Here is a 20,569-nt window from a genome sequence, read left to right as displayed (position 1 = left end):
TCAGTCTCCGGTCGTCGGGTCGGTGCGGTCGCGGGGGGCCGGCTCGGCGTCGCGCAGCTCGGGCGTGCCCGCGGCGGGCAGCCGCAGCTCGTCCTCCTTGGCGAAGGTGAACTGGAGGCCGAAGTTCTGCGAGACCTCCGCCAGCCGGATCACCTCGGGGCTGTCGAGGAAGGCGTTCGCCAGGGTGTCGGGGTCGCCGATGGCGCTGACCTCGTAGGGGTTGGTGACCGGCTGGAAGTCGACCAGGACCGCCTCGCCGGCGAACCGGATGGCGCTGGTCGGGCCCAGGCGCTGGCCGTTGATGCTGATCGCCTCGGCGCCGGCCGCCCACAGCGCGTTGACGACCAGCTGGAGGTCGCCGTCGCGGACCCGCCCGGCCGTGTTCTCGGTGCCGCCGCTGACGGGGTCGTCGTCGGCGTCGACCTCGGCGTTGGCGAGGGTGACCAGCAGCCCCGGGCCGGTCACCGGGACCACCCCGGCCGCGGCCTCCGCGGCGGCCAGCTCCTCGAGCGCCCGCTGACCGGTGGCGGAGCTGGCCAGCAGCTCGTCGCGGGCGCGGGTGACCTCGGCCCGCAAGTCCTCGAGCGTGCCGGCGAGCTCGTCTCCGGCGTCGGTCTCCGCGCGGATGTCCTGGACCAGCGTCTCGCGGATCTCCTGCCGCCCCTGGTCGCGCGCGGCCGCCAGGTCGTAGGTGACGACGACCAGCAGGCCGGCGACCGCCATCGTGAGGGCCACCGCCACCTGCCCCGGCCACCGCCGACGGGTCGCCGGGTCCTCGCCCCGCGCCGCCCGCGCCTCCGCCGCCTGCGCGTAGGCGGGGTCGAGCGTCTCGGCGAGGACGTCGTCGAGCAGCGAGGCCCCCATCGACCGCAGCCGGCCGCCGGGCGGGGCTGCGGTCACGGCACCGGTTCCGCGTGCCCGGCGCCCCGCTCGGCAGCCCGGTCGGCGCGGACGAGGCCCAGCACCTGGACGACGTAGAGGACGCCGGCCAGCACGTAGAGGGCGGTTCCCCAGATGGTGAGCGCCCACGCGAAGGGTTCGGCGATCTCGGCGAGGGTGCCCTCCCCCGAGGCCAGCAGCAGCACGGGGAACGCGTAGAGCAGCAGGAAGGTGGCGGCCTTGCCGAGGTAGTGCACCTGCAGCGGCGGGTAGCCGGAGGCCCGCAGCACCAGCAGCATCACGCCGAGCACGGCCTCGCGGCCGAGCAGCACCACGACGATCCAGACGGGGACGACGTCGCGCACCGCCAGGGCGACCAGCGTGCAGACGATGTAGAGCCGGTCGGCCGCCGGGTCCAGCAGCGCGCCGAGGCGGCTGCCCTGGTCCAGCCAGCGGGCGATCTTGCCGTCGGCCCAGTCGGTGAGGCCGGAGACCGCCAGCACGACGACCGCCCAGCCGTCGGCCTCGGGGCCGAGCAGCAGCCACAGGAACAGCGGGACACCGAGCAGGCGCAGCACGGACAGCGCGTTCGGCACCGTCCAGACGCGGTCGGGCAGCTGGTCCCGGTCCACGAAGGCCGGGGACCCCGCGGGGGCCTCGGCCGGGGTCCCCGCCTCGGCCGCCGGCCCGTTCGTCGACGTCACTGCCCCTCCAGCCCGCTGCACACCGTGCCCGAGGCTATCGGCCTCCGCCGACGGTACGGGCGGCGGCGCTCCGGCGGGCGCTCAGGCGGGGACGGCGACCGACGCGGGTGCCGGTTCGTAGCCGAGCGGGCGGCGCTCGAAGCTGCCGGTGCCGTGCGTGACCGAGCGGAGCACGCCGGGGTAGCCGAGCAGCTCCACCTCGGGCACCTCCGCCCGCACCGTCGTCCGGTCGCGCACGGGATCGGCCTCGCTGCCGGTGACGCGGGCCCGCCGCGAGGACAGGTCGCTCATGACCGCGCCGACGTACTCCGAGGGCACCCGCACGTCGACCTCGCACCACGGCTCGAGCACCCGGGTGCCGGCAGCGGCGGCGAGCTCGCGCAGGGCCAGGGCGCCCGCGGCCTGGAAGGCGGCGTCGGAGGAGTCCACCGAGTGCGCCTTGCCGTCGACCAGGGTCACCCGCAGGTCGACCACCGGCCGGTCGCCGCTGACGCCCCGCTGGGCCTGGGCGCGGATGCCCTTCTCCACGCTGGCGTGGAACTGGCTCGGCACGGTGCCGCCGACGATCCGCTGCTCGAAGACGATCCCGGACCCCGGCGGGCCCGGCTCCCCCTCGACGACGACGACGGCGTACTGGCCGTGCCCGCCGGACTGCTTGACGTGCCGCCCGGTGACCCGCGCCGGCCCCGCCAGGGTCTCGACCATGGGCACCCGCACGGGGACGGTGGTCACCGAGACTCCGTGCCGGGTGCGCAGCCGCTCCAGGAGCACGTCGGCGTGCGCCTCGCCGACGCACCACAGGAGCAGCTGGCCGGTGTCGGTCCGCCGCTCCAGCCGCACGGTCGGGTCCTCGGCGACCAGCCGGGACAGCGCCGTCGCCAGCCGGTCCTCGTCGGAGCGGGACGTGGCCTCCACGGCGACCGGCAGCTGCGGCGTCGGCAGTTCCCACGGCGGGACGAGCCGGGGGTCCTCCGGGGAGGACAGGGTGTCGCCGGTCTCGGCGCTGGTGAGCCGGGCGATGGCGCAGATGTCGCCGGCCGGGCAGGCGGCGACCGGGCGCAGCAGCGCACCCAGCGGCGAGGTGAGCACGCCGATCCGCTCGTCGACGTCGTGGTCGGGGTGCCCGCGGTCGGCCAGGCCGTGCCCGGAGACGTGCACGGGGACGTCGGGTCGCAGGGTGCCGGAGAAGACCCGCACCAGCGAGACGCGGCCCACGTACGGGTCCGTCGTCGTCTTGACGACCTCGGCGACCAGCGGGCCGTCGGGGTCGCAGGACAGGGCCGGGGCCGGTGAGCCGTCGGGCCGGGTCACCGGCGGGCAGCCGTGCTCCACCGGGCACGGGAAGCCGGACACCAGCAGCTCCAGCAGCGGGTCGATGCCCACCCCGGCCAGCGGGGCGGCGCAGAGCACGGGGTGGAAGTGGCCACGGGCGACGGCGGTCTCCAGGTCGCTGATCAGGTCGTCCTGGACCAGCCGGTCGCCGGCCAGGTAGCGCTCCATGAGCGCCTCGTCCTCGCTCTCGCCGATGATCCCCTCGATCAGCTCCGACCGGAGCCGGTCGGCCTCCGGCGCCTCGGTCGCCGGGTCGAGCAGCGACACCACTCCCCGGACGGCGCCGTCGGCCCCGCGGTCGACCAGGTGCACGGGGTAGACCCCCTCCCCCAGCAGCATCTGGCACAGCCGCACGGCGTCCTCGACGTCGGCGCGCGGGCGGTCCAGCTGGGTGATGACGACGGCGCGGGGCATGCCGACCGCGGCGCACTCCTCCCACAGCTGCACGGTGGTGGCGTCGACCCCGTTCACCGCGGAGACCACGAACAGCGCGGAGTCCGCGGCCCGCAGCCCGGCGCGCAGCTCCCCCACGAAGTCCGGCGACCCCGGGGTGTCCAGCAGCGTGATCCGGTGCCCCGCGTGCTCCACCGTGGCGACGCCCAGGGAGACGGAGCGCTGCTGGCGGATCTCCACCTCCTCGGTGTCCAGGCAGGTGGTGCCCTCCTCCACCCGGCCCATCCGCGGCAGCGCTCCGGTGGCCACCAGCAGCGCCTCGGCCAGCGTCGTCTTGCCCGCTCCCGAGTGACCGACCAGGGCCACGTTGCGCACCTGCGCGGCCGGTCGCGGCGCCGGCGCGGTCGCGGTCTCCTTCCCCACGGGCTCAGCCCTGGCTACCGGCGGCGTGCAGCACGCTCGCCGTGCCGGCCGGGTAGAACAGGCCCTCGTGCCCGTCGGGCTCCCAGCGCACCCGGTACGGCGGACCGCCCCCGGGTTCGGCGCAGGCGACGACCTCCCCGACGCGGTCGGGCTCCCCCTGGTGCGTGGAGCGGACGACGATGCGGTCCCCGACATGGGCTTCCACGGCGGCCTCCCGGTGCTGCGGCTGTGCTCTGCATCACAGCCTGCCCCGCCCGGCGGGCCCGATCAAGGGAACCCGGAGCGGTCAGCGGCCGAGGTCGTCCACGGCGGCGGTGTGCGCCTCGATCGCCGCGGCCAGCGGGCCGTGGACCTGCGGCGGCAGGGCGTGCCCCATGCCGGGGATCGTCACCAGCCGCGCCGCGCCGATGGTGGCCACGAGGTTGGCCGCGTGCGGCGGCGGGTTGATCGGGTCCTCCGGGGCCTCGACCACCAGCGTCGGCACCCGGTTGCCCGCCAGCTCCGGCCCCCGGTCCAGGCCGGACTGGTCGGCCAGGGCGTGCGCCACCGGGCCCCGCACCTCGCCGCTGTGCGCCATCACCGCCTCCTCCAGCGCCCGGAACCCGCCGGGGTCGAACGGCAGCACGTCGCCGGCGAGCAGCCGCCAGTGCTCCACCCGCCAGGCGAGCTCGCCCTCGCGTTCGCGGTCCTCCCCCATCGACGCCCAGTGCTCGAGCAGCACCGGCGACGGCCCGGGCAGCTCGGCGGGCCCACCGCCGGGAGCGGCCAGGCCGACGCCCAGCCCCGCGGTCGCGAGGACGGTGGCGCTGAGCAGCCGGTCGGGGTGGTCGAGCAGGAGCAGCTGCACGAGCACGCCGCCCATGGACATGCCGACGACGTGCGCCCGGTCGACGTCCAGCGCGTCCAGCACGGCGACGGCGTCGTCCGCGAGGTCGCGGATCGCGTAGGGGCGTTCGGCGAAGACCCGGCTGGAGCGGCCGGTGTCGCGGTGGTCGTAGCGGATCACCCGGTGCCGCTGCGCCAGCCGGTCGACCAGCGCGTCGGGCCAGGTGAGCCCGCTGGCGTTCGCGCCCATGACGAGCAGCAGCGCCGGCGCCGACGGGTTCCCGAGCTCCTCGGCCCACAGGACGGTCCGGTCGTCGAGACGGATCAGGTGCTCCACGCCGGACACGTGATCACGGTGCCGCTCGGCCGTCCAGCGCGTTCTCGGCACGTCCGGACGCGCGCCGCGCGACGTCCCGCGCCCCGCGGCGGTGCAGCAGCCAGCCGGCGAGGACCAGCAGGGCGCCGGAGGCGAGGAAGGCCAGGTCCCAGCTCAGCGGCGCGCCCAGGTCGTCGCGGACGTGCTGCACGCCGAGGACCTGGTGGTCGACCAGCCCCTCGACGAGGTTGAACAGGCCCCAACCGGCCAGCACGAGCCCGAAGTGGAAGCTCCAGCTCGGGGCGATCCGGCCCTGCCGCCAGGCGACGATCGCCGTCACCATGCCGGCGAACGCCGCTGCCCAGGTCCCGAGGTGGAAGAAGCCGTCCGCGACGGTGTTCGCCTCCGACCCCGCGAGCGTGCCGGGGTCGCGACCGTCGACGGAGCTGACCATGTGGTGCCACTGCAGGATCTGGTGCAGCACGATGCCGTCGACGAAGCCGCCGAAGCCGATGCCGTAGAGCAGGCCGGACGCCCGTGAAGGGGGCCGCTCCTCCCCCGCCGTCCGCGTCCCGTTCGCCATTGCCGGGCGCTACCCCGTGACGACGGCCCGCACCCGCCCGCGCATGCTGAGGGCATGAGCACCGACGACCTGGCCGGCGCCATCGCCGCCGGCGACCACGCCGCCGGGTACGTCCAGTCGACGGGGCAGGCGCACGCGGTGCTGCGCAGCACCGCCGACCTGCCGCCTCCCTGGGCGGCGATCTGCGGCGCCTCCGTGGACGTGGTGCAGGGGAAGTGGGACGGCCGGCGCGGTCTCGGGTCGGCGAACCCGTGCCCCGACTGCCGGCGCCTCACGGGGCACTGATCCGCGGCCCTCGACCGCGGGGCGTTCCTCCCGGGATGGCTATTCGCTGTTGGGGATAACGGTCGACCGCACCGCCCGCGGCAGCACCGCGGGCCGATCCGCAGGACGGGTTACAGGAGCTCGAGGATGGTGGCGTTCGCCTGGCCGCCGCCCTCGCACATGGTCTGCAGGCCGTAGCGGATGCCGTTGTCCCGCATGTGGTGCACCAGGGTGGTCATCAGCCGGGCGCCGGAGCCGCCCAGCGGGTGCCCCAGGGCGATCGCGCCGCCGTTCGGGTTGAGCGCCTTGGCGTCGGCACCGAGGTCGGCCAGCCAGGCCAGGGGCACCGGGGCGAACGCCTCGTTGACCTCGAACGCACCGATCTCGTCGATCGACAGGCCGGACCGCTGCAGCACCTTCTGCGTCGCCGGGATGGGCGCGGTCAGCATGATGACCGGGTCGGCGCCGGCCAGGACGGCGGTGTGCACCCGGGCGATCGGGGTGAGGCCCAGCTCGCGCGCCTTCTCCGAGGTGGTCATGAGCAGCGCGGCGGAGCCGTCGGAGATCTGCGAGGAGTTGCCGGCGGTGATGACGCCGCCCTCGGGCTTGAAGACGGTCTTCAGGCTGCCGAGCTTCTCCACCGTCGACTCGCGGATGCCCTCGTCGCGCCGCACGGGACCCACGTCGGTGGGCACGGGGGCGATCTGGGCGTCGAACCGCCCGTCGTCCCGGGCGGCGGCGGCCTTCTCGTGCGAGGCGACCGAGAACTCGTCCAGCTGCTGGCGGGAGAACCCCCACCGCTCGGCGATCATCTCCGCCCCCACGCCCTGGTTGGGGCGGACGCCGTCGTAGCGGTCCAGGTAGCGCTGCGAGTACGGGGAGCCGTGCCCCTCGGGCCGGGCCGAGCCCATCGGGACCCGGCTCATCGACTCGACGCCGCCGGCGACCACCACGTCGTACTGACCGGCGATCAGCCCGGCGGCCGCGAAGTGCACCGACTGCTGCGACGACCCGCACTGGCGGTCGACGGTCACACCGGTCACCGTCTCCGGCCAGCCCGCCGTGAGCACCGCGGTGCGGGCGATGTCGAAGGTCTGCTCCCCCACCTGGCTCACGCAGCCCCACACCACGTCGTCGACCAGCGCCGGGTCGAGCCCCGCGCGGCCGACCAGCGCGTCCAGCACGTGGGCCGACAGGTCGGCCGGGTGCACGCCCGAGAGCCCGCCGTTGCGCTTGCCGACCGGCGTGCGCACGGCCTCAACGATCACTGCGTCCCGCATGGTCCACCCCTCGTCCGCGACGTCCGGTGGCGCCACGATACGGCGGACCCCTCGCGGGTCCCGGACGACGACGAGCCCGGTCGCCGGGCTACCGGCCGCCCGGCCCGGGTGGGACCGACGCGGGCAGCACCCGGGGGCCGGCCTCGGCCGGGCGCGGGCGGTCCTCGGGGTGGAGGCGGACGGCGACGAGGGCCACGTCGTCCTCGGGCCGTCCGTCGACCATCCGCTCGAGCACCAGGTCGCAGACCTCCTGCAGCGGCCGGTCGGCGAGGTCGGCCAGCGCGGCCAGCAGCCGGTCCGTGCCGGCGTCGATGTCGGAGTCGCGGCGCTCGATCAGCCCGTCGGTGAACAGCAGCACCGTGACCCCCCGGTCCAGGGTCACCACGGTCTCCGTGCGGGGCGTGCCGGGGTCGACGCCCAGCAGCAGCTCGGCACGGCCGGACCGGCCCAGGGCCGAGACGGTGCCGTCGGGGTGGATGGTGACCGGGGGCAGGTGACCGGCGCTCGACCAGCGCATCCGGGTCACCCCGCGCTCCCGCTCGTCCGGGTCCTGCTCGAACCGGGCGACCGCGGCGGTCGCCAGCGTGTCGACCTGCAGCAGCTGCATCGAGGCGTCCAGCTTCGCCAGCACGTCGGCCGGGCCGGCACCGTCGTGCGAGGTCGCGATGCCCCGGAGCAGGCTGCGGAGCTGGCCCATCGTCGCCGCGGCCGCGGTGTCGTGACCGGCGACGTCCCCGATGACCAGCACGGTGGCCCCGTCGGGCTGCAGGAACGCGTCGTACCAGTCCCCACCGACCGCCGCGGCCGCCCCGGCCGGCAGGTAGCGGACGACGATCTCGGCGTGGTCGGGCTCCGGCGGTGCGGTCAGGAAGCTGCGCTGCAGCTGCTCGGCGAGGGCGCGCTGCTGGCCGTAGAGGCGGGCGTTGTCCAGCGCCAACCCGGCGCGGCCGGCCACCTCGGCGGCCGTGCTCAGGTCCTCCGCCGAGAAGGCCCCTCGTTCCGGGCCGTTGAACAGGGTGATCAGGCCGACCGTGCGTCCCCGCCCGTGGAGCGGCAGGACGGCCACCGACTCGGGAGCCAGCTCGCCGATCAGGTCCCGGGCCTCCCCCGGCTGGAGGACGTCGCGGATGGCCGCGGTGGCGCCCTCCGCCACGACGACCGGCTCGCCGCTGCCGAGCGCCCGGTACACGAACGCCTGCTCGCGCAGCGCGGGGATGCGGGTCTCGCAGTACCGCCGGACGGTGTCCCGCATGTCGTCGTCGTGGTGCCACCAGCCGGCGTCCCGGACACCGCGCCGGCCTCCGGGCTGCTCGTCGCCGACGAGGGTGACGATGCACCAGTCGGCCAGTGCCGGCGCGACCAGCCGCGAGAGCAGCGCGACGGCCTGCTCGGCCTGCATGGTGCCGGTCAGCTGCTCGGTGACCTGGGCCAGCAACGCCAGCCGCGCTGCGGCCTCCTCGGCCCGCTGCTCCTCGCGGTGGCGGGCGGTGACGTCGAGGAAGTACACCGACAACCCGTCAGGGCTGGGCCAGGCGCGCACCTCGTACCAGCCGTCCAGCGGCGGCGGGTAGTAGGCGGGGAAGGCCACCTGCCCCCCGGTGGCCACCGCGCGCCGGTAGTTCTCCTCGAAGGCGGAGCCGCCCGCGGCCGGGAACTCGTCCCAGATGACGCGGCCCAGCAGCTCGTCCCGGCTGCGGAGGAGGAGCTTCTCAGCGGCGGCGTTGACGTGCGTGAAGCGCCAGTCGCGGTCCAGGGAGTAGAAGCCGGCCGGCATGGCCTCCAGCACGCGGGTCACCTGCAGCTCGGCGTCCCGCTGGTCGGTGACGTCGTAGGCCGCGCCCAGCAGGCGCACGGCCGAGCCGTCGACGGCGCACAGCGTCCGCCCCCGGGCCGACACCCAGCGGGTGTCACCGGTGGGCAGGCACACCCGGTAGATCGCGGCGAACTCGCCGCAGGTGTCGATCGCGGTCTGCAGGGCCGTGGTGACCCGCTCCAGGTCGTCGGGGTGCAACCGGTCGTTGAAGCCGTCGATGCTGCTGTCGAACGTGCCCGGGTCGTAGCCGAAGATCTCGATCAGGCGGGCGTCCCAGTCCAGCCGGCCAGTGACCAGGTCCCAGTCGAACGTGCCGATGCCCGCTGCCGCGATCGCCAGCTCACCGCGCACCCGGTCGGCTTCCCGCTCGTCGACGAGCACGGGCTCCACAGGGTCGGTCACAGCAGCCTCTCTGACCGGCGCGCCCGGCGGGGTGGGAGGGAAGGAGCCGCGCAGCTGCCTTCGCCGGGGCCCCCGCCATTCTCCGGACACGGACCCGTTGTGCACAACCGTCGAGGTGCCGCCATCGGCGTGACGACGGCGACACCCGGGCCGGGAGCGAGCGGTGGACGGCCGGCCCGGAACGCGTCAGGGGCCGTCCCGGATCTCCCGGAACGGCCCCTGAGCTGCACTGTCGGGCTGACAGGATTTGAACCTGCGACCCCTTGACCCCCAGTCAAGTGCGCTACCAAGCTGCGCTACAGCCCGCGCGCCGCCCGCCTCGCCGGGTTCCCCCGGGCGCGCGACGACCGCCAGGGAAGGTTACCGCACCCGTTCCCCCGGTCCGGCTGCCCCCCGATCAGTTCCTGCCGCCCACGGCGTCAAACCCGGTGACAGCTGTCGGCACCCCTGGCTAGCGTTCGCGCCCACGGGGTTGCCGTCGTCCTCGAGCAGGGGCACGCAGGTGCCCGGAGGTCCCGTCATGGGCAGGTCCTACGCATCCAAGGTGAGCCACCGCACGATCAAGTGGGTCATCCTGGTCTTCTGGCTGGTGCTGGCCGCCGCCTCCGGCCCGCTGGCCGGCGCGCTGACCGACGAGCAGGACAACGACGTCGCCTCGTGGCTGCCCGGCGACGCCGAGTCGACCGTCGCGCTCGAGGAGCAGACCGCGCTCGGCTCCGACCCCGACATCATCCCGGCGGTCGTCGTCTACGAGCGCACGGGTGGGCTCACCCCCGCCGACCTGGCGGCGGTCGAGGAGGACGCCGCGACCTTCGGCCGCCTGGGCGAGCTGGACGGCGAGGTGGTCGGCCCGATCCTGGCCGAGGACGGCGAAGCCGCGCAGCTCGTGGTGCCGCTCAACGTCGGCTCGGACGGCTGGGAGGCGATCGGGCCGCTGGTCGACGGCATGCGCACCGACGCCACCGACGGCCCGGACGGCCTCGAGTCGTGGATCACCGGCCCGGCCGGCAACGCGGCCGACTCCTCCGAGGCGTTCGAGGGCATCGACGGCACCCTGCTGTTCGCCGCCCTCGGCGTGGTGGTCCTCATCCTGCTGTTCACCTACCGCAGCCCGGTGCTGTGGATCCTGCCGATCTTCTCCGCGGTGGTCGCGCTGTTCTGCTCGCAGGCCCTGATCACCCTGCTGGCCCGGCACGCCGACCTGACGGTGAACGCGCAGAGCGCCAGCATCCTCACCGTGCTCGTGGTCGGTGCGGGCACCGACTACGCGCTGCTCCTGGTCGCCCGGTACCGGGAGGAGCTCCGGCTGCACGCCGACCGGCACGAGGCGATGACCGAGGCGGTCCACCGGGCCGGCCCGGCGGTCCTGGCCAGCGGCGGCACCGTCATCCTCGGCATGCTCTGCCTGGTCGCCGCCGACATGAACTCCACCGCGGGCCTGGGGCCGGTGGCGGCCATCGGCGTCGGCGTCACCCTCGTCGTCCTCATGACCCTGCTCCCGGCGCTGCTGGTCATCTGCGGGCGCTGGGTGTTCTGGCCGGTGCGCCCGGCGTTCGGCAGCCCCGAGCCGAGCGCCACCGGCATCTGGGCGCGCGTCGGCCGGCTGATCGCCCCGCGCCCGCGGGCGGTGTGGGTGGTCACCAGCGCTCTGCTGCTGGTCGCCTGCCTCGGCCTGTTCAGCGTGAACGCGACGGGGCTCTCCCAGGCCGACTCCTTCCGCGGCACCCCGGAGTCGGTCGCCGGCGAGGAGGTCGCCGCGAGCCACTTCCCCGCGACCGCCGGCAACCCGGTGCACGTGCTGACCACGGCCGGCACCGCCGACGAGGTCGCCGCGGCGGTCGCGGGCACCGAGGGCATCGGCGCGGTGGAGGAGCCGCAGGTCATCGGCGACGCCGCGCTGGTCGAGGCGGCGCTGGCCGATCCCGCGGACAGCCAGGCGGCCTACGACACCATCGACCGGCTGCGCGCCGAGCTGGACGACGTCGGCGACGGCGAGGCGCTGGTCGGCGGCAACACCGCGATCAACCTCGACGTGCAGACCGCGTCCCAGCGGGACAACCGGGTGGTCATCCCGCTGATCATGCTGGTGGTGCTGGTCGTCCTCGGCGTGCTGCTCCGGGCGCTGGTGGCCCCGGTGCTCCTCATCGCGACGGTGGTGCTGTCCTACGGCGCGGCGCTCGGGATCAGCGCGCTGATCTTCGACTGGGTGCTCGACGTGAGCACGACCGACAGCTCGTTCCCGCTGTTCGTCTTCGTGTTCCTGGTCGCCCTGGGCATCGACTACAACATCTTCCTGATGACCCGGGTGCGCGAGGAGGCGCACGACCACGGCACCCGCCGGGCCGCGCTGATCGGGCTGGCCGCCACCGGCGGCGTGATCACCTCGGCCGGGCTGGTCCTGGCGGCGACGTTCGCCGTGCTGGGCACCCTGCCGCTGACGTTCCTCACCCAGCTGGGCATCGCGGTCGCGCTCGGCGTGCTGCTCGACACGATCGTGGTCCGCTCGGTGCTGGTCACCGCCCTCACCCTCGACATCGGCCGGTGGATGTGGTGGCCGAGCCGGCTGAGCCACCGGCGCGACGAGCCCGAGTCCCTGACCGGCGGGCCGACCGCGGTCCCGTCCCAGCGGGGGCCGAGCCCCGTCGCCGAGCCGGTCCGGCCGGAGGGCTGAGCCGAGCCGGTCCGGCCGGAGGGCTGAGCCGGGCCGGGCGCCCGGCGCGGCTCAGCCGCGCCGGGCGTCCTTGTCCCGGCCCTCGCGGACCTTGACCGAGATCTCGATCGGCGTGCCGTGGAAGCCGAACTGTTCGCGCAGCTTGCGCTGCAGGAACCGTCGGTAGCCGGCCTCGAGGAAGCCGGTCGAGAACACGACGAACCGCGGCGGCCGGACGTCGGCCTGCGTGACGTACTTGATCTTCGGCGCCCGGCCACCGCGGGCCGGCGGCGGCGTCTCCTGCACCAGCGCGCGGACGAACTGGTTGAGCTCGGCGGTGGGCACCCGCGTCTCCCAGGACGCGATGGCGGCGCGCAGGTGGTCGGCGAGCTTGCCCACGCCGCGGCCGGTGGCCGCGGAGATGTTGACCCGCGTCGCCCACTTCACGTGCGCCAGGTCGCGGTCGATCTCCCGCTCCAGCTGGGCGTGCCGGTCCTCGTCGAGGGTGTCCCACTTGTTGAAGGCCAGCACCATCGCGCGGCCGGCCTCGACGACCTGGGTGATCACCCGCTGGTCCTGCTCGCTGATCACCTCGTCGGCGGCCAGCAGGACCACGCAGACCTCGGCGGCCTGGATGGCGGCCTCGGTGCGCAGGCTGGCGTAGTACTCCATGCCGCTGGCTGTGTTCACCTTGCGGCGCAGGCCGGCGGTGTCGACGAACCGCCACTCCTCGCCGCCCAGGACCACGATCGAGTCGACTGGGTCGACGGTCGTGCCGGCCACCGAGTCGACGACCGAGCGCTCCTCCTTGGCCAGCCGGTTGATCAGGCTGGACTTGCCGACGTTGGGCCGGCCCACCAGGGCCACGCGGCGCGGGCCGCCCTCCTCCTCCTGCTCGCGCGGCGCCTCGGGCATCGCGTCCAGGATGAGGTCGAGCAGGTCGCCGCTGGAGCGCCCGTGCAGCGCGCTGACCGGCTGGGGCTCCCCCATGCCCAGGGACCAGAGCTCCGCGGCGTTGGCCTCGCTGCGCTCGTCGTCGACCTTGTTGGCCACGAGGATCACCGGCCGGTCGCTGCGCCGCAGGATCCGCGCGGCCGCCAGGTCGGTGTCGGTGGCGCCGACCTGGCTGTCGACGACGAAGACGATGACGTCGGCGGTCTTCATCGCGTACTCGGCCTGCCGGCTGATCGAGGCGCCGAGACCGGCCGCCTTCGGGTCCCAGCCGCCGGTGTCGACGACGGTGAACCGCTTGCCGTTCCACAGCGCCTCGTAGGAGATGCGGTCGCGGGTGACGCCCGGGACGTCCTGCACGACCGCCGCGCGACGGCCCAGGATGCGGTTGACCAGCGTCGACTTGCCCACGTTCGGGCGACCGACGATGGCGACGACCGGCAGCGGCCCCTGGTTCTGGATCTCGTTCTCGCTCACGTGCGGTCCCCTGCCGCGACGGCCGACTCGGCCAGCGCGACGATCCGGTCGACCACGGCGGCCTGCGAGAGCTCGCTGCTGTCGACGACGACGGCGTCCTCGGCCGGGCGCAGCGGGCTATCGGCCCGGCTGCTGTCGTACTCGTCCCGGCGCCGCAGGTCGGCGGCCAGGGCCGCGATCTCACCCGGGTCGGTCACGCCGAGCTGCCCGGCGCGGCGCTGGGCGCGCACCTCGGGCGCGGCGGTGAGGTAGATCTTCAGCGTCGCGTCCGGGAGGACGACGGTGCCGATGTCCCGGCCCTCGACGACGACTGCCTCGGCGCCGGCGACCAGCGCGCGCTGCTGCTCGACCAGCTGCCGGCGGACGGCGGGGACGGCGGACACCGCGGACACCGCCCGGGTCACCTCCGCCCCGCGGATGCGGACGGCGACGTCGGTGCCGTCCACCTCCACGACCTCGATCCCGGCCTGCGTGCCGACCACGATCCGCGCCTCGGCGACGGTGCAGGCCACGGCCTCGGCGTCGTCGGGGTCCACCCCCGCGTCGAGGACGGCGACGGTGGCGGCGCGGTACATGGCGCCGGTGTCGAGGTAGGCGGCGCCCAGCCGGGCGGCGACGCCGCGGGCGACGCTGGACTTGCCGGTGCCGGACGGGCCGTCGAGGGTCACCGAGCCGCGGAACGGGCTCTGCGGGGTGGTCATGGGCTCCTGCTCGTTCACGGGGGTCACTGCGCGATGTCCCGGCGCAGCGCCACGGCGCCGCGCAGGTAGACGTGCTGGATGTCTGCGCGGGGCTTCTCGGTCTCGACGTGCGCCATGAGACGCAGCACCCGGGGCAGCGCGTGCGGCACCGACATCTCGGTGGCGCACATCAGCGGGACGTCGCCGAAGCCGAGCTCGCGGGCGGCCAGCGCCGGGAACTCCGACACCAGGTCGGGGGTGGCGGTGAACAGGATGCTGATGACGTCGTCGCGGGACAGCGCGTTGCGCTCCATCACCGCGCTGACCAGCTCGCGGGTGGCCTCGAGCACCTGCTCCCGGTCGTCGGCGTCGACCTGCGTCGCGCCCCGGATGGCTCGGACGGCCATGCACTCTCCTCGTTCGTCGCGACGCCCGGATCGCCGGGCGCCGGAACGAGTCTAGGGAGCGCCCGCCACCGGCCCTCCCCGGAGCGGCCGGTCGCACCCGGGGAGGGACGGCAGTTGCCCGGCCCGGCGGCCCGCGTCCGGGGCGCCGGGCGGGGGTCTCAGGCGCCCAGCCGGTTCCCGCTCCGGACGTCGAAGAGGTGCACGTGGCCGCCGCGCGGCGCCACGTGCAGGGCCTCGCCCTTCCGCGGCGGGGTGCGGCCGTCGACGCGGGCGGTGATCAGGTGCTCCTCCTCGCCGACCCGGGTGCGCCCGTAGACGTAGGCGTCGGCCCCGAGCTCCTCGACGACGTCGACCTCGACCGCCAGCCCGTGCGCGCCCACCACGAGGTCCTCGGGGCGGACGCCGAGGGTCACCGAGGAGCCGGACGCCTGGCCCAGCACGTCGCGCGGGACGGGGTGGACCTCGTCGCCGAACCGGACGCCGCCCTCGACGACCGGCAGGGTGAACAGGTTCATCGCGGGCGAGCCGATGAACCCGGCGACGAAGACGTTCGCGGGGCGGTCGTAGAGCTCCCGCGGCCGGCCCACCTGCATGAGCAGGCCGTCCTTGAGCACCGCCACGCGGTCGCCCATCGTCATCGCCTCGGTCTGGTCGTGCGTGACGTAGACGGTGGTGATGCCCAGCCGGCGCTGCAGCGCGGCGATCTCGGTGCGGGTCTGCACGCGCAGCTTCGCGTCGAGGTTGGACAGCGGCTCGTCCATGAGGAAGGCCTGCGGCTGGCGCACGATCGCCCGGCCCATGGCCACCCGCTGGCGCTGGCCGCCGGACAGCGCCTTGGGCTTGCGCTCCAGGTACTGCTCCAGGTCGAGGATCTTGGCCGCCTCCCGCACCCGGGTCGCCCGCTCCTCCTTGGGCACGCCGGCGATCTTGAGCGCGAAGGCCATGTTGTCGGCGACGGTCATGTGCGGGTAGAGCGCGTAGTTCTGGAACACCATGGCGATGTCGCGCTCCTTGGGTGCCACGTCGGTGACGTCCCGCTCGCCGATGAGGATCCGGCCGTCGGTCACGTCCTCCAGCCCGGCGAGCATCCGCAGCGACGTCGACTTGCCGCAGCCCGAGGGGCCGACCAGGACCAGGAACTCACCGTCCTCGACCGTCAGGTCCAGCGCGTCCACCGCCGGCCGATCGGCACCGGGGTACACGCGGGTCGCCCCGTCGAAGGTCACTGCTGCCATGTCCTGCTCCTCGTCTCTGTCGCCGGCGTCGTCGCCGGTGCGTGGTCCTGCTGCTGTCCGGTGGTGCTGGGGCGGTCGGTCCGCGCAGAGCGGAGGGAGAGGGCGGTCCAGGAGACCGGCGGCAGGGTGACGCGCAGCGTCCCGTCCACCACCGCGGCCCGGGGGTTCGGCCGCAGCCGGACCCGGTCCTGCTGCCCGGCGGTGTTCGCCGCGTACGGGTCGGGGTCGGCGAGCGTCAGCGCCTCGTCGAGGACGTCGGTGCCCAGCGCCGCCAGGTCGACCGAGACCTCCACCTCCTCCGCCTGCGCGCGGTTGACCAGGAAGAGGGCGGCGGTGCCATCGTCGGCGGTCGCGGCCGCGTCGACGACCGGGACGCGGCCGTGCGCCGCGGTGTCGTAGCCGGGGCCGTCGACGTCCACCTCGAGGGCGACCCCGCGGGCCAGCCGCGACGTGGTGGCGAACGGGAAGAACGTCGGCTTGCGCCACGCAGGCCCCCCGGGCTCGGCCGCGATCGGGGCGATCACGTTGACCAGCTGCGCGAGCGAGGCGCTGGTCACCCGGTCCGCGTGGCGGAGCAGCGACATCAGCAGGCTGCCGACGACGACGCCGTCGGCCACGGTGTAGGGCTCCTCGCTCAGCGGCGGGGCGAGCGGCCAGTCGTCGATGCGCCGGGGCAGGTCGGCCGGGACCCGCGACAGGTACCAGACGTTCCACTCGTCGAACGAGAGGTTGATCGTCCGCGGGCTCCGGCGCACCGCCTTCACGTGGTCGGCCGTGGCGACCACCGCCTCGATGAAGCGGTCCATGTCGGTCGCCGAGGCGAGGAAGGAGCCCAGGTCGCCGTCCTTCTCCTCGTAATAGGCGTGGCAGGAGATGTAGTCGACGTCGTCGTAGGCGTGGCCGAGGACGACGCGCTCCCACTCGCCGAAGGTCGGCATGCTGGCCGCCGAGGAGCCGCAGACGACGAGCTCGAGGTCGGGGTCGAGCTGGCGCATGGCCTTCGCGGTGCGGGCGGCGAGCTTCCCGTAGTCGTCGGCGGACCGCTGGCCGAGCTGCCAGGGGCCGTCCATCTCGTTGCCCAGGCACCACATCCGCACGCCGAACGGCTCCGGGCGCCCGTTGCGGCGCCGGCGGTCGGACAGCGTCGTCCCGGAGGGCACGTTGGCGTACTCGAGCAGGTCCAGCGCCTCCAGCGTGCCGCGGGTGCCGAGGTTGACGGCGAGCATGAGCTCGGCGCCGACCTCGTCCAGCCACGAGGCGAACTCGTGCAGCCCGATCTCGTTGGTCTCCGTGCTGTGCCACGCCAGGTTGAGCCGGACCGGGCGCTCCTCGCGGGGACCGACGCCGTCCTCCCACCGGTACCCGGAGACGAAGTTCCCGCCGGGGTAGCGGACGGTGGTCACGCCGAGCTCGGTGACCAGCTCGATCACGTCGCGGCGGAAGCCGTTCCCGTCGGCCCGCGGGTGGCCGGGCTCGTGGATGCCGCCGTACACCCCGCGTCCCATGTGCTCGACGAACGCGCCGAAGAGCCGGCGGGACACCGGGCCCACCGTCCGCGCGGGGTCGATCGTCAGGCGCGCCTGCAGCATGGGGTTCCCCGTCCTCAGGCCGTGGGGGCCGGCGCGTCGAGCAGGTCGCGCAGCCAGTCCAGCTGCAGCCGGTGGTGGTGGGCCTCCCCGCCCTCGTGGTCGTTGAACGGGTAGACCGACAGCTCCTTGGGCCCCCCGTAGGCGGAGTAGGCGGCGAACACCGTCGACGGCGGGCAGATCTGGTCCATGAGCGCCACGGAGAACAGCGCCGGGGCGGAGGCGGCGCGGCCGAGGACCGCGCCGTCGAAGTAGCTCAGCGTCCGGAACACCCGGTCGGCGCGGTCGCGGTGCGCCTTGAGGTAGCGCACGAGCTCGCCGTACGGGTCGCCCGGCGCGATCCGCGCCGCGCGGGGGAAGTCGCAGAGGAACGGCACGTCGGCCATGACGGCACGGAGCCCGGGCACGAGCGCCGCGACGGCCAGCGCGATGCCGCCGCCCTGGCTGGTGCCGGTCACCGCGATGCGGGCGCCGTCCACCTCGGACTGCTCGCGCAGCACCTCGACCGCCCGCGCCGCGTCGGTGTAGACGCGCCGGTAGTAGTAGTCGTGCGGGGAGAGCACACCCCGGGTCAGGAAGCCGGGCTGGGCCGCGTCGGAGCCGACCGGATCGGCGGTGGCGCCGACGGTCCAGCCGCTCCCCTGCCCGCGGGTGTCGACGACCAGGTGGGCGAAGCCCGCCGAGGCCCAGAGGAGGTGCTCGTGCGGCAGACCGCGACCGCCGTTGTACCCCTGGTGCTGCACCACCCCGGGGAGCGGTCCCTCCCCGCGCAGGGCCCGGGCCGGCAGGTGCAGCCAGGCCCGCACCGGCGCGCCGCCGAAGCCGGCGAAGGCGACGTCGTAGGTCTCCACCGTCACCAGCCCGGAGTCGACCGGCGTGCACGACACGTCCAGGGGGTGCGCCGCCGCCTCGGCGAGGGTGGCGGCCCAGAACTCGTCGAGGTCCGCCGGAGAGGGCAGCCGCGGGTCGTACCGCCGGAGCTCCTCCAGCGGCAGGTCGGTCTGCGGCATCAGCCGGCGCTCTGCACGACGGTGCTCTCCGGGTGCAGCCGCCGGTCGACGCCCACGGTGCGCCGCGCCCCGGTGAGCGTGAACGGCAGCACCTGCCGCACGTCGGCGCTGGACGCCCCCACCCGCAGCTCGACGTCCCCGGGCTCGACGATCCGGGCGCCGTCGCGGCCGGGGAAGGAGGTGAGGTCGGCGTGCAGGTCGAAGCGGACGGTGGCGGCCGCGCCGGGCGCCAGGTCCACCCGCTGGGCGGCGACCAGCCGCTGCACCGGCCGGACCACCTCGGCGACCGGGTCGTGCAGGTACACCTGCACGACCTCGGTGAGCTCGCGGTCGGTGTCGTTGCGCACGGCCACCTCGATCTCGGCGCTCCCGTCGGTGGCCCACGCCGGCGCGGAGAGCGCCCGCACCCCGGTCCAGGTGGCGGCGCCGTACCCCAGCCCGTGGCCGAAGGGGAACAGCGGGGTCGGGTCCACCGTGCTCACGTCGGTGCGCCCGCCCAGCGGCGCGGCGAGGTAGGTGGCCGGCTGGCTGCTGCCCGCGCGCGGGAAGCTCACCGGCAGCCGGCCCGACGGGGACACCCGCCCGCTGAGGACGTCGGCGATCGCCGGGCCGCCCTCCTCGCCGGGGAAGAAGCCGCACACCACCGCGGCGAGCCGGTCGACCTGCCGGGACAGCTCGTAGGGACGACCCACGAGCAGGACGACCACGACCGGCGTGCCGGTCGCGAGCAGCGCCTCCAGCAGCTCCTCCTGCCGGCCCGGGAGCCGCAGGTCCACGGCGTCGCACCCCTCGCCGGAGGTGCCGTTGCCGAACAGCCCCGCCTGGTCGCCGAGGACGGCGACGCAGACGTCGGCCTCGGCGGCGGCGCGGGCGGCGGCCGCGATGCCCTCGTCGTCGCCGCCGACGACCGGGCAGCCCTGGGCGACCACGACGTCGTAGGCCGCCGGGTGCTCGCGCAGCGCCGCGGCGACGGTCGGGATGTCGATGCCCACGGCGACCTCGGGGTGGTGGACGCCCACGTGCATCGGGAACGAGTAGCAGCCCAGCATCGCCTGCGCGGTGTCCGCGCGCGGACCCACGACCGCCAGGCGCAGCCCGTCCCGCAGCGGCAGCGTCCCGTCGTTGGCCAGGAGCACGACCGAGCGGCGAGCCAGCTCGCCGGCGACCGCGCGGGACTCGGCGGAGTCCAGCTCGATGTGCCCCTCGGCGACGGCCGGGGCGTCCGGCGACCAGTCGGCGTCCAGCAGGCCGAGCTCGCACTTCTGCAGCAGCACCCGGCGCAACGCCCGGTCCACCAGCGCCTCCTCGACGGCGCCGCTGCGCACCGCCGCCACCAGCGGCTCGCCGTAGCAGGCCACGGTGGGCAGCTCCACGTCGATTCCGGCCTCGAGGGCCAGCCCGGCCGCCTCCGCCGGCGACCCGGCGACACCGTGGAGGGTCTGCAGGAAGGCGACGGAGAAGTAGTCGGCGACGACGGTCCCGGTGAACCCGTAGGTCTCCCGCAGCAGGTCCGTGAGCAGCCGCGGGTCGGCGGCCGCGGGCACGCCGTCGACGTCGGTGTAGGAGTTCATCACCGACCGGGCACCGGCGCGCAGCGCCATCTCGAACGGCGGGAGCAGCACGTCGGCGATCTCCCGGCTCCCCGCGGAGACCGGCGCGAGGTTGCGCCCCGCCCGCGAGGCGGAGTAGCCGACGAAGTGCTTGAGCGTGGCGACGACGCCGCTGGACTCCAGACCCCGCACGTATGCGCTGCCGATCGTGCCGACCAGGTGGGGGTCCTCCCCCATGGTCTCCTCGACCCGGCCCCAGCGCAGGTCGCGGACGACGTCGAGCACCGGGGCCAGCCCCTGGTGCACGCCGAGCCGGCGCATGCCCTGCCCGATGACCGCGCCCATCCGCTCGACGAGGTCGGGGTCGAAGCTGGCCGCCCAGCACAGCGGTGAGGGGAAGGCGGTCGCGGTCCACGCCGCCAGCCCGGTGAGGCACTCCTCGTGCACGAGGGCGGGGATGCCGAACCGGCCGGCCGCCATGATCTGCCGCTGGCTCTCCGCGAGCCCCTTCGCGCCGAGCAGCGGGTCCACCGGCGCCGTCCCGAACGGCCGGGTCAGCTGGCCCAGCCCGGTGCGGATCAGTGCCTCCCAGTCGACCGGCGCCGCGGCCATCTCGTGCTGGTGCGGGGCGACCTCGCCCTCGGTCGCGTCGATGCCCACCCACACGCCGTAGAGCTGGGCGACCTTCTCCTCCAGCGTCATGCGGGCGAGGAGGTCGGCCACCCGGTCCTCGCGCGGGAGGGCCGGGTCGCGCCACGGCGCGGGGTCGGTGCCGACGTTGCTGGCCATGCTCAACGGGTGTCCGTCCT

The 20,569-nt window shown here is 75.0% G+C and carries 17 protein-coding genes and 1 tRNA gene; 2 read left to right on the top strand and 16 right to left on the bottom strand.

Annotation, left to right across the window (positions count from 1 at the left end; genetic code table 11):
- The 6 genes from DQ241_RS09875 to DQ241_RS09850 all read right to left on the bottom strand — a co-directional run bounded on the left by DQ241_RS09875 (nucleotide 1) and on the right by DQ241_RS09850 (nucleotide 5,455).
- Nucleotides 1-900 (bottom strand): DUF881 domain-containing protein, encoded by a 900-nt coding sequence (locus tag DQ241_RS09875; protein WP_233492345.1) that lies wholly within the window; start codon nucleotides 898-900, stop codon nucleotides 1-3.
- Nucleotides 897-1,583, bottom strand: coding sequence for a CDP-alcohol phosphatidyltransferase family protein (locus DQ241_RS09870; protein WP_199584324.1), 687 nt, complete (start codon nucleotides 1,581-1,583; stop codon nucleotides 897-899). Before DQ241_RS09870 ends, DQ241_RS09875 begins: the two co-directional genes overlap by 4 nt.
- 81 nt (nucleotides 1,584-1,664) lie before the next feature.
- Nucleotides 1,665-3,731, bottom strand: coding sequence for an elongation factor G-like protein EF-G2 (locus DQ241_RS09865; protein WP_113830032.1), 2,067 nt, complete (start codon nucleotides 3,729-3,731; stop codon nucleotides 1,665-1,667).
- Nucleotides 3,732-3,735: 4 nt separating this feature from the next.
- On the bottom strand, nucleotides 3,736-3,936 hold the full coding sequence (locus DQ241_RS09860; protein WP_113830031.1) for a DUF1918 domain-containing protein: 201 nt from the start codon (nucleotides 3,934-3,936) through the stop codon (nucleotides 3,736-3,738).
- 81 nt (nucleotides 3,937-4,017) lie between these two features.
- Nucleotides 4,018-4,902: an alpha/beta fold hydrolase gene (locus DQ241_RS09855; RefSeq protein WP_113830030.1), complete on the bottom strand. Its 885-nt coding sequence runs from the start codon at nucleotides 4,900-4,902 to the stop codon at nucleotides 4,018-4,020.
- Between the two features lie 4 nt (nucleotides 4,903-4,906).
- Nucleotides 4,907-5,455 carry a DUF2243 domain-containing protein gene (locus tag DQ241_RS09850; protein ID WP_113830029.1) on the bottom strand — a complete coding sequence of 183 codons (549 nt, stop codon included), beginning with the start codon at nucleotides 5,453-5,455 and terminating at the stop codon, nucleotides 4,907-4,909.
- 54 nt (nucleotides 5,456-5,509) lie between these two features.
- Between DQ241_RS09850 and DQ241_RS09845 the strand changes: the two genes are divergently transcribed.
- Nucleotides 5,510-5,740, top strand: a complete 231-nt coding sequence (locus tag DQ241_RS09845; RefSeq protein ID WP_113830028.1) for a hypothetical protein — start codon at nucleotides 5,510-5,512, stop codon at nucleotides 5,738-5,740.
- Nucleotides 5,741-5,850: 110 nt separating this feature from the next.
- Here the strand turns inward: DQ241_RS09845 and DQ241_RS09840 are convergent, their stop codons facing one another.
- The 3 genes from DQ241_RS09840 to DQ241_RS09830 form a co-directional block, all read right to left on the bottom strand.
- Entirely contained in the window at nucleotides 5,851-6,999 is a 1,149-nt protein-coding gene (locus tag DQ241_RS09840; protein WP_113830027.1) for an acetyl-CoA C-acyltransferase, read from the bottom strand.
- Nucleotides 7,000-7,087: 88 nt separating this feature from the next.
- Nucleotides 7,088-9,214 (bottom strand): SpoIIE family protein phosphatase, encoded by a 2,127-nt coding sequence (locus tag DQ241_RS09835; protein ID WP_113830026.1) that lies wholly within the window; start codon nucleotides 9,212-9,214, stop codon nucleotides 7,088-7,090.
- A gap of 232 nt (nucleotides 9,215-9,446) precedes the next feature.
- Nucleotides 9,447-9,520 (bottom strand) — tRNA-Pro (locus DQ241_RS09830).
- Between the two features lie 214 nt (nucleotides 9,521-9,734).
- Between DQ241_RS09830 and DQ241_RS09825 the strand changes: the two genes are divergently transcribed.
- A complete protein-coding gene (locus DQ241_RS09825) occupies nucleotides 9,735-11,885 on the top strand; it encodes an MMPL family transporter (RefSeq protein ID WP_113830025.1) in 2,151 nt (716 codons plus the stop codon).
- Between the two features lie 51 nt (nucleotides 11,886-11,936).
- Here DQ241_RS09825 and der read toward each other — a convergent pair whose 3' ends face one another.
- The 7 genes from der to DQ241_RS09790 all read right to left on the bottom strand — a co-directional run bounded on the left by der (nucleotide 11,937) and on the right by DQ241_RS09790 (nucleotide 20,549).
- Nucleotides 11,937-13,292 carry a ribosome biogenesis GTPase Der gene (gene der, locus DQ241_RS09820; protein WP_233492344.1) on the bottom strand — a complete coding sequence of 452 codons (1,356 nt, stop codon included), beginning with the start codon at nucleotides 13,290-13,292 and terminating at the stop codon, nucleotides 11,937-11,939.
- Complete coding sequence (cmk, locus tag DQ241_RS09815) at nucleotides 13,289-13,993, bottom strand: (d)CMP kinase (RefSeq protein WP_113830352.1); 705 nt, start codon at nucleotides 13,991-13,993, stop codon at nucleotides 13,289-13,291. Before cmk ends, der begins: the two co-directional genes overlap by 4 nt.
- Nucleotides 13,994-14,016: 23 nt before the next feature.
- Nucleotides 14,017-14,379 (bottom strand): chorismate mutase, encoded by a 363-nt coding sequence (gene aroH / locus DQ241_RS09810; protein ID WP_113830024.1) that lies wholly within the window; start codon nucleotides 14,377-14,379, stop codon nucleotides 14,017-14,019.
- 158 nt (nucleotides 14,380-14,537) lie between these two features.
- Nucleotides 14,538-15,614 carry an ABC transporter ATP-binding protein gene (locus tag DQ241_RS09805; RefSeq protein ID WP_113830023.1) on the bottom strand — a complete coding sequence of 359 codons (1,077 nt, stop codon included), beginning with the start codon at nucleotides 15,612-15,614 and terminating at the stop codon, nucleotides 14,538-14,540.
- Entirely contained in the window at nucleotides 15,602-17,203 is a 1,602-nt protein-coding gene (locus tag DQ241_RS09800; protein ID WP_113830022.1) for an alpha-N-arabinofuranosidase, read from the bottom strand. The genes DQ241_RS09805 and DQ241_RS09800 overlap by 13 nt, the downstream gene beginning before the upstream one ends.
- A 14-nt stretch (nucleotides 17,204-17,217) precedes the next feature.
- Nucleotides 17,218-18,210, bottom strand: coding sequence for an acetylxylan esterase (locus tag DQ241_RS09795; RefSeq protein WP_113830021.1), 993 nt, complete (start codon nucleotides 18,208-18,210; stop codon nucleotides 17,218-17,220).
- Nucleotides 18,210-20,549, bottom strand: a complete 2,340-nt coding sequence (locus DQ241_RS09790) for a glycoside hydrolase family 3 N-terminal domain-containing protein (RefSeq protein WP_113830020.1) — start codon at nucleotides 20,547-20,549, stop codon at nucleotides 18,210-18,212. Before DQ241_RS09790 ends, DQ241_RS09795 begins: the two co-directional genes overlap by 1 nt.
- Between the last annotated feature and the right edge of the window lie 20 nt (nucleotides 20,550-20,569).

Origin of the sequence: Blastococcus sp. TF02A-30 (genome assembly GCF_003319185.1) — a bacterium.
Taxonomy (GTDB): Bacteria; Actinomycetota; Actinomycetes; order Mycobacteriales; family Geodermatophilaceae; genus Blastococcus.
Note: the sequence above shows the minus strand (reverse complement) of the source record. Positions and strands in the feature narration are given on the sequence as shown.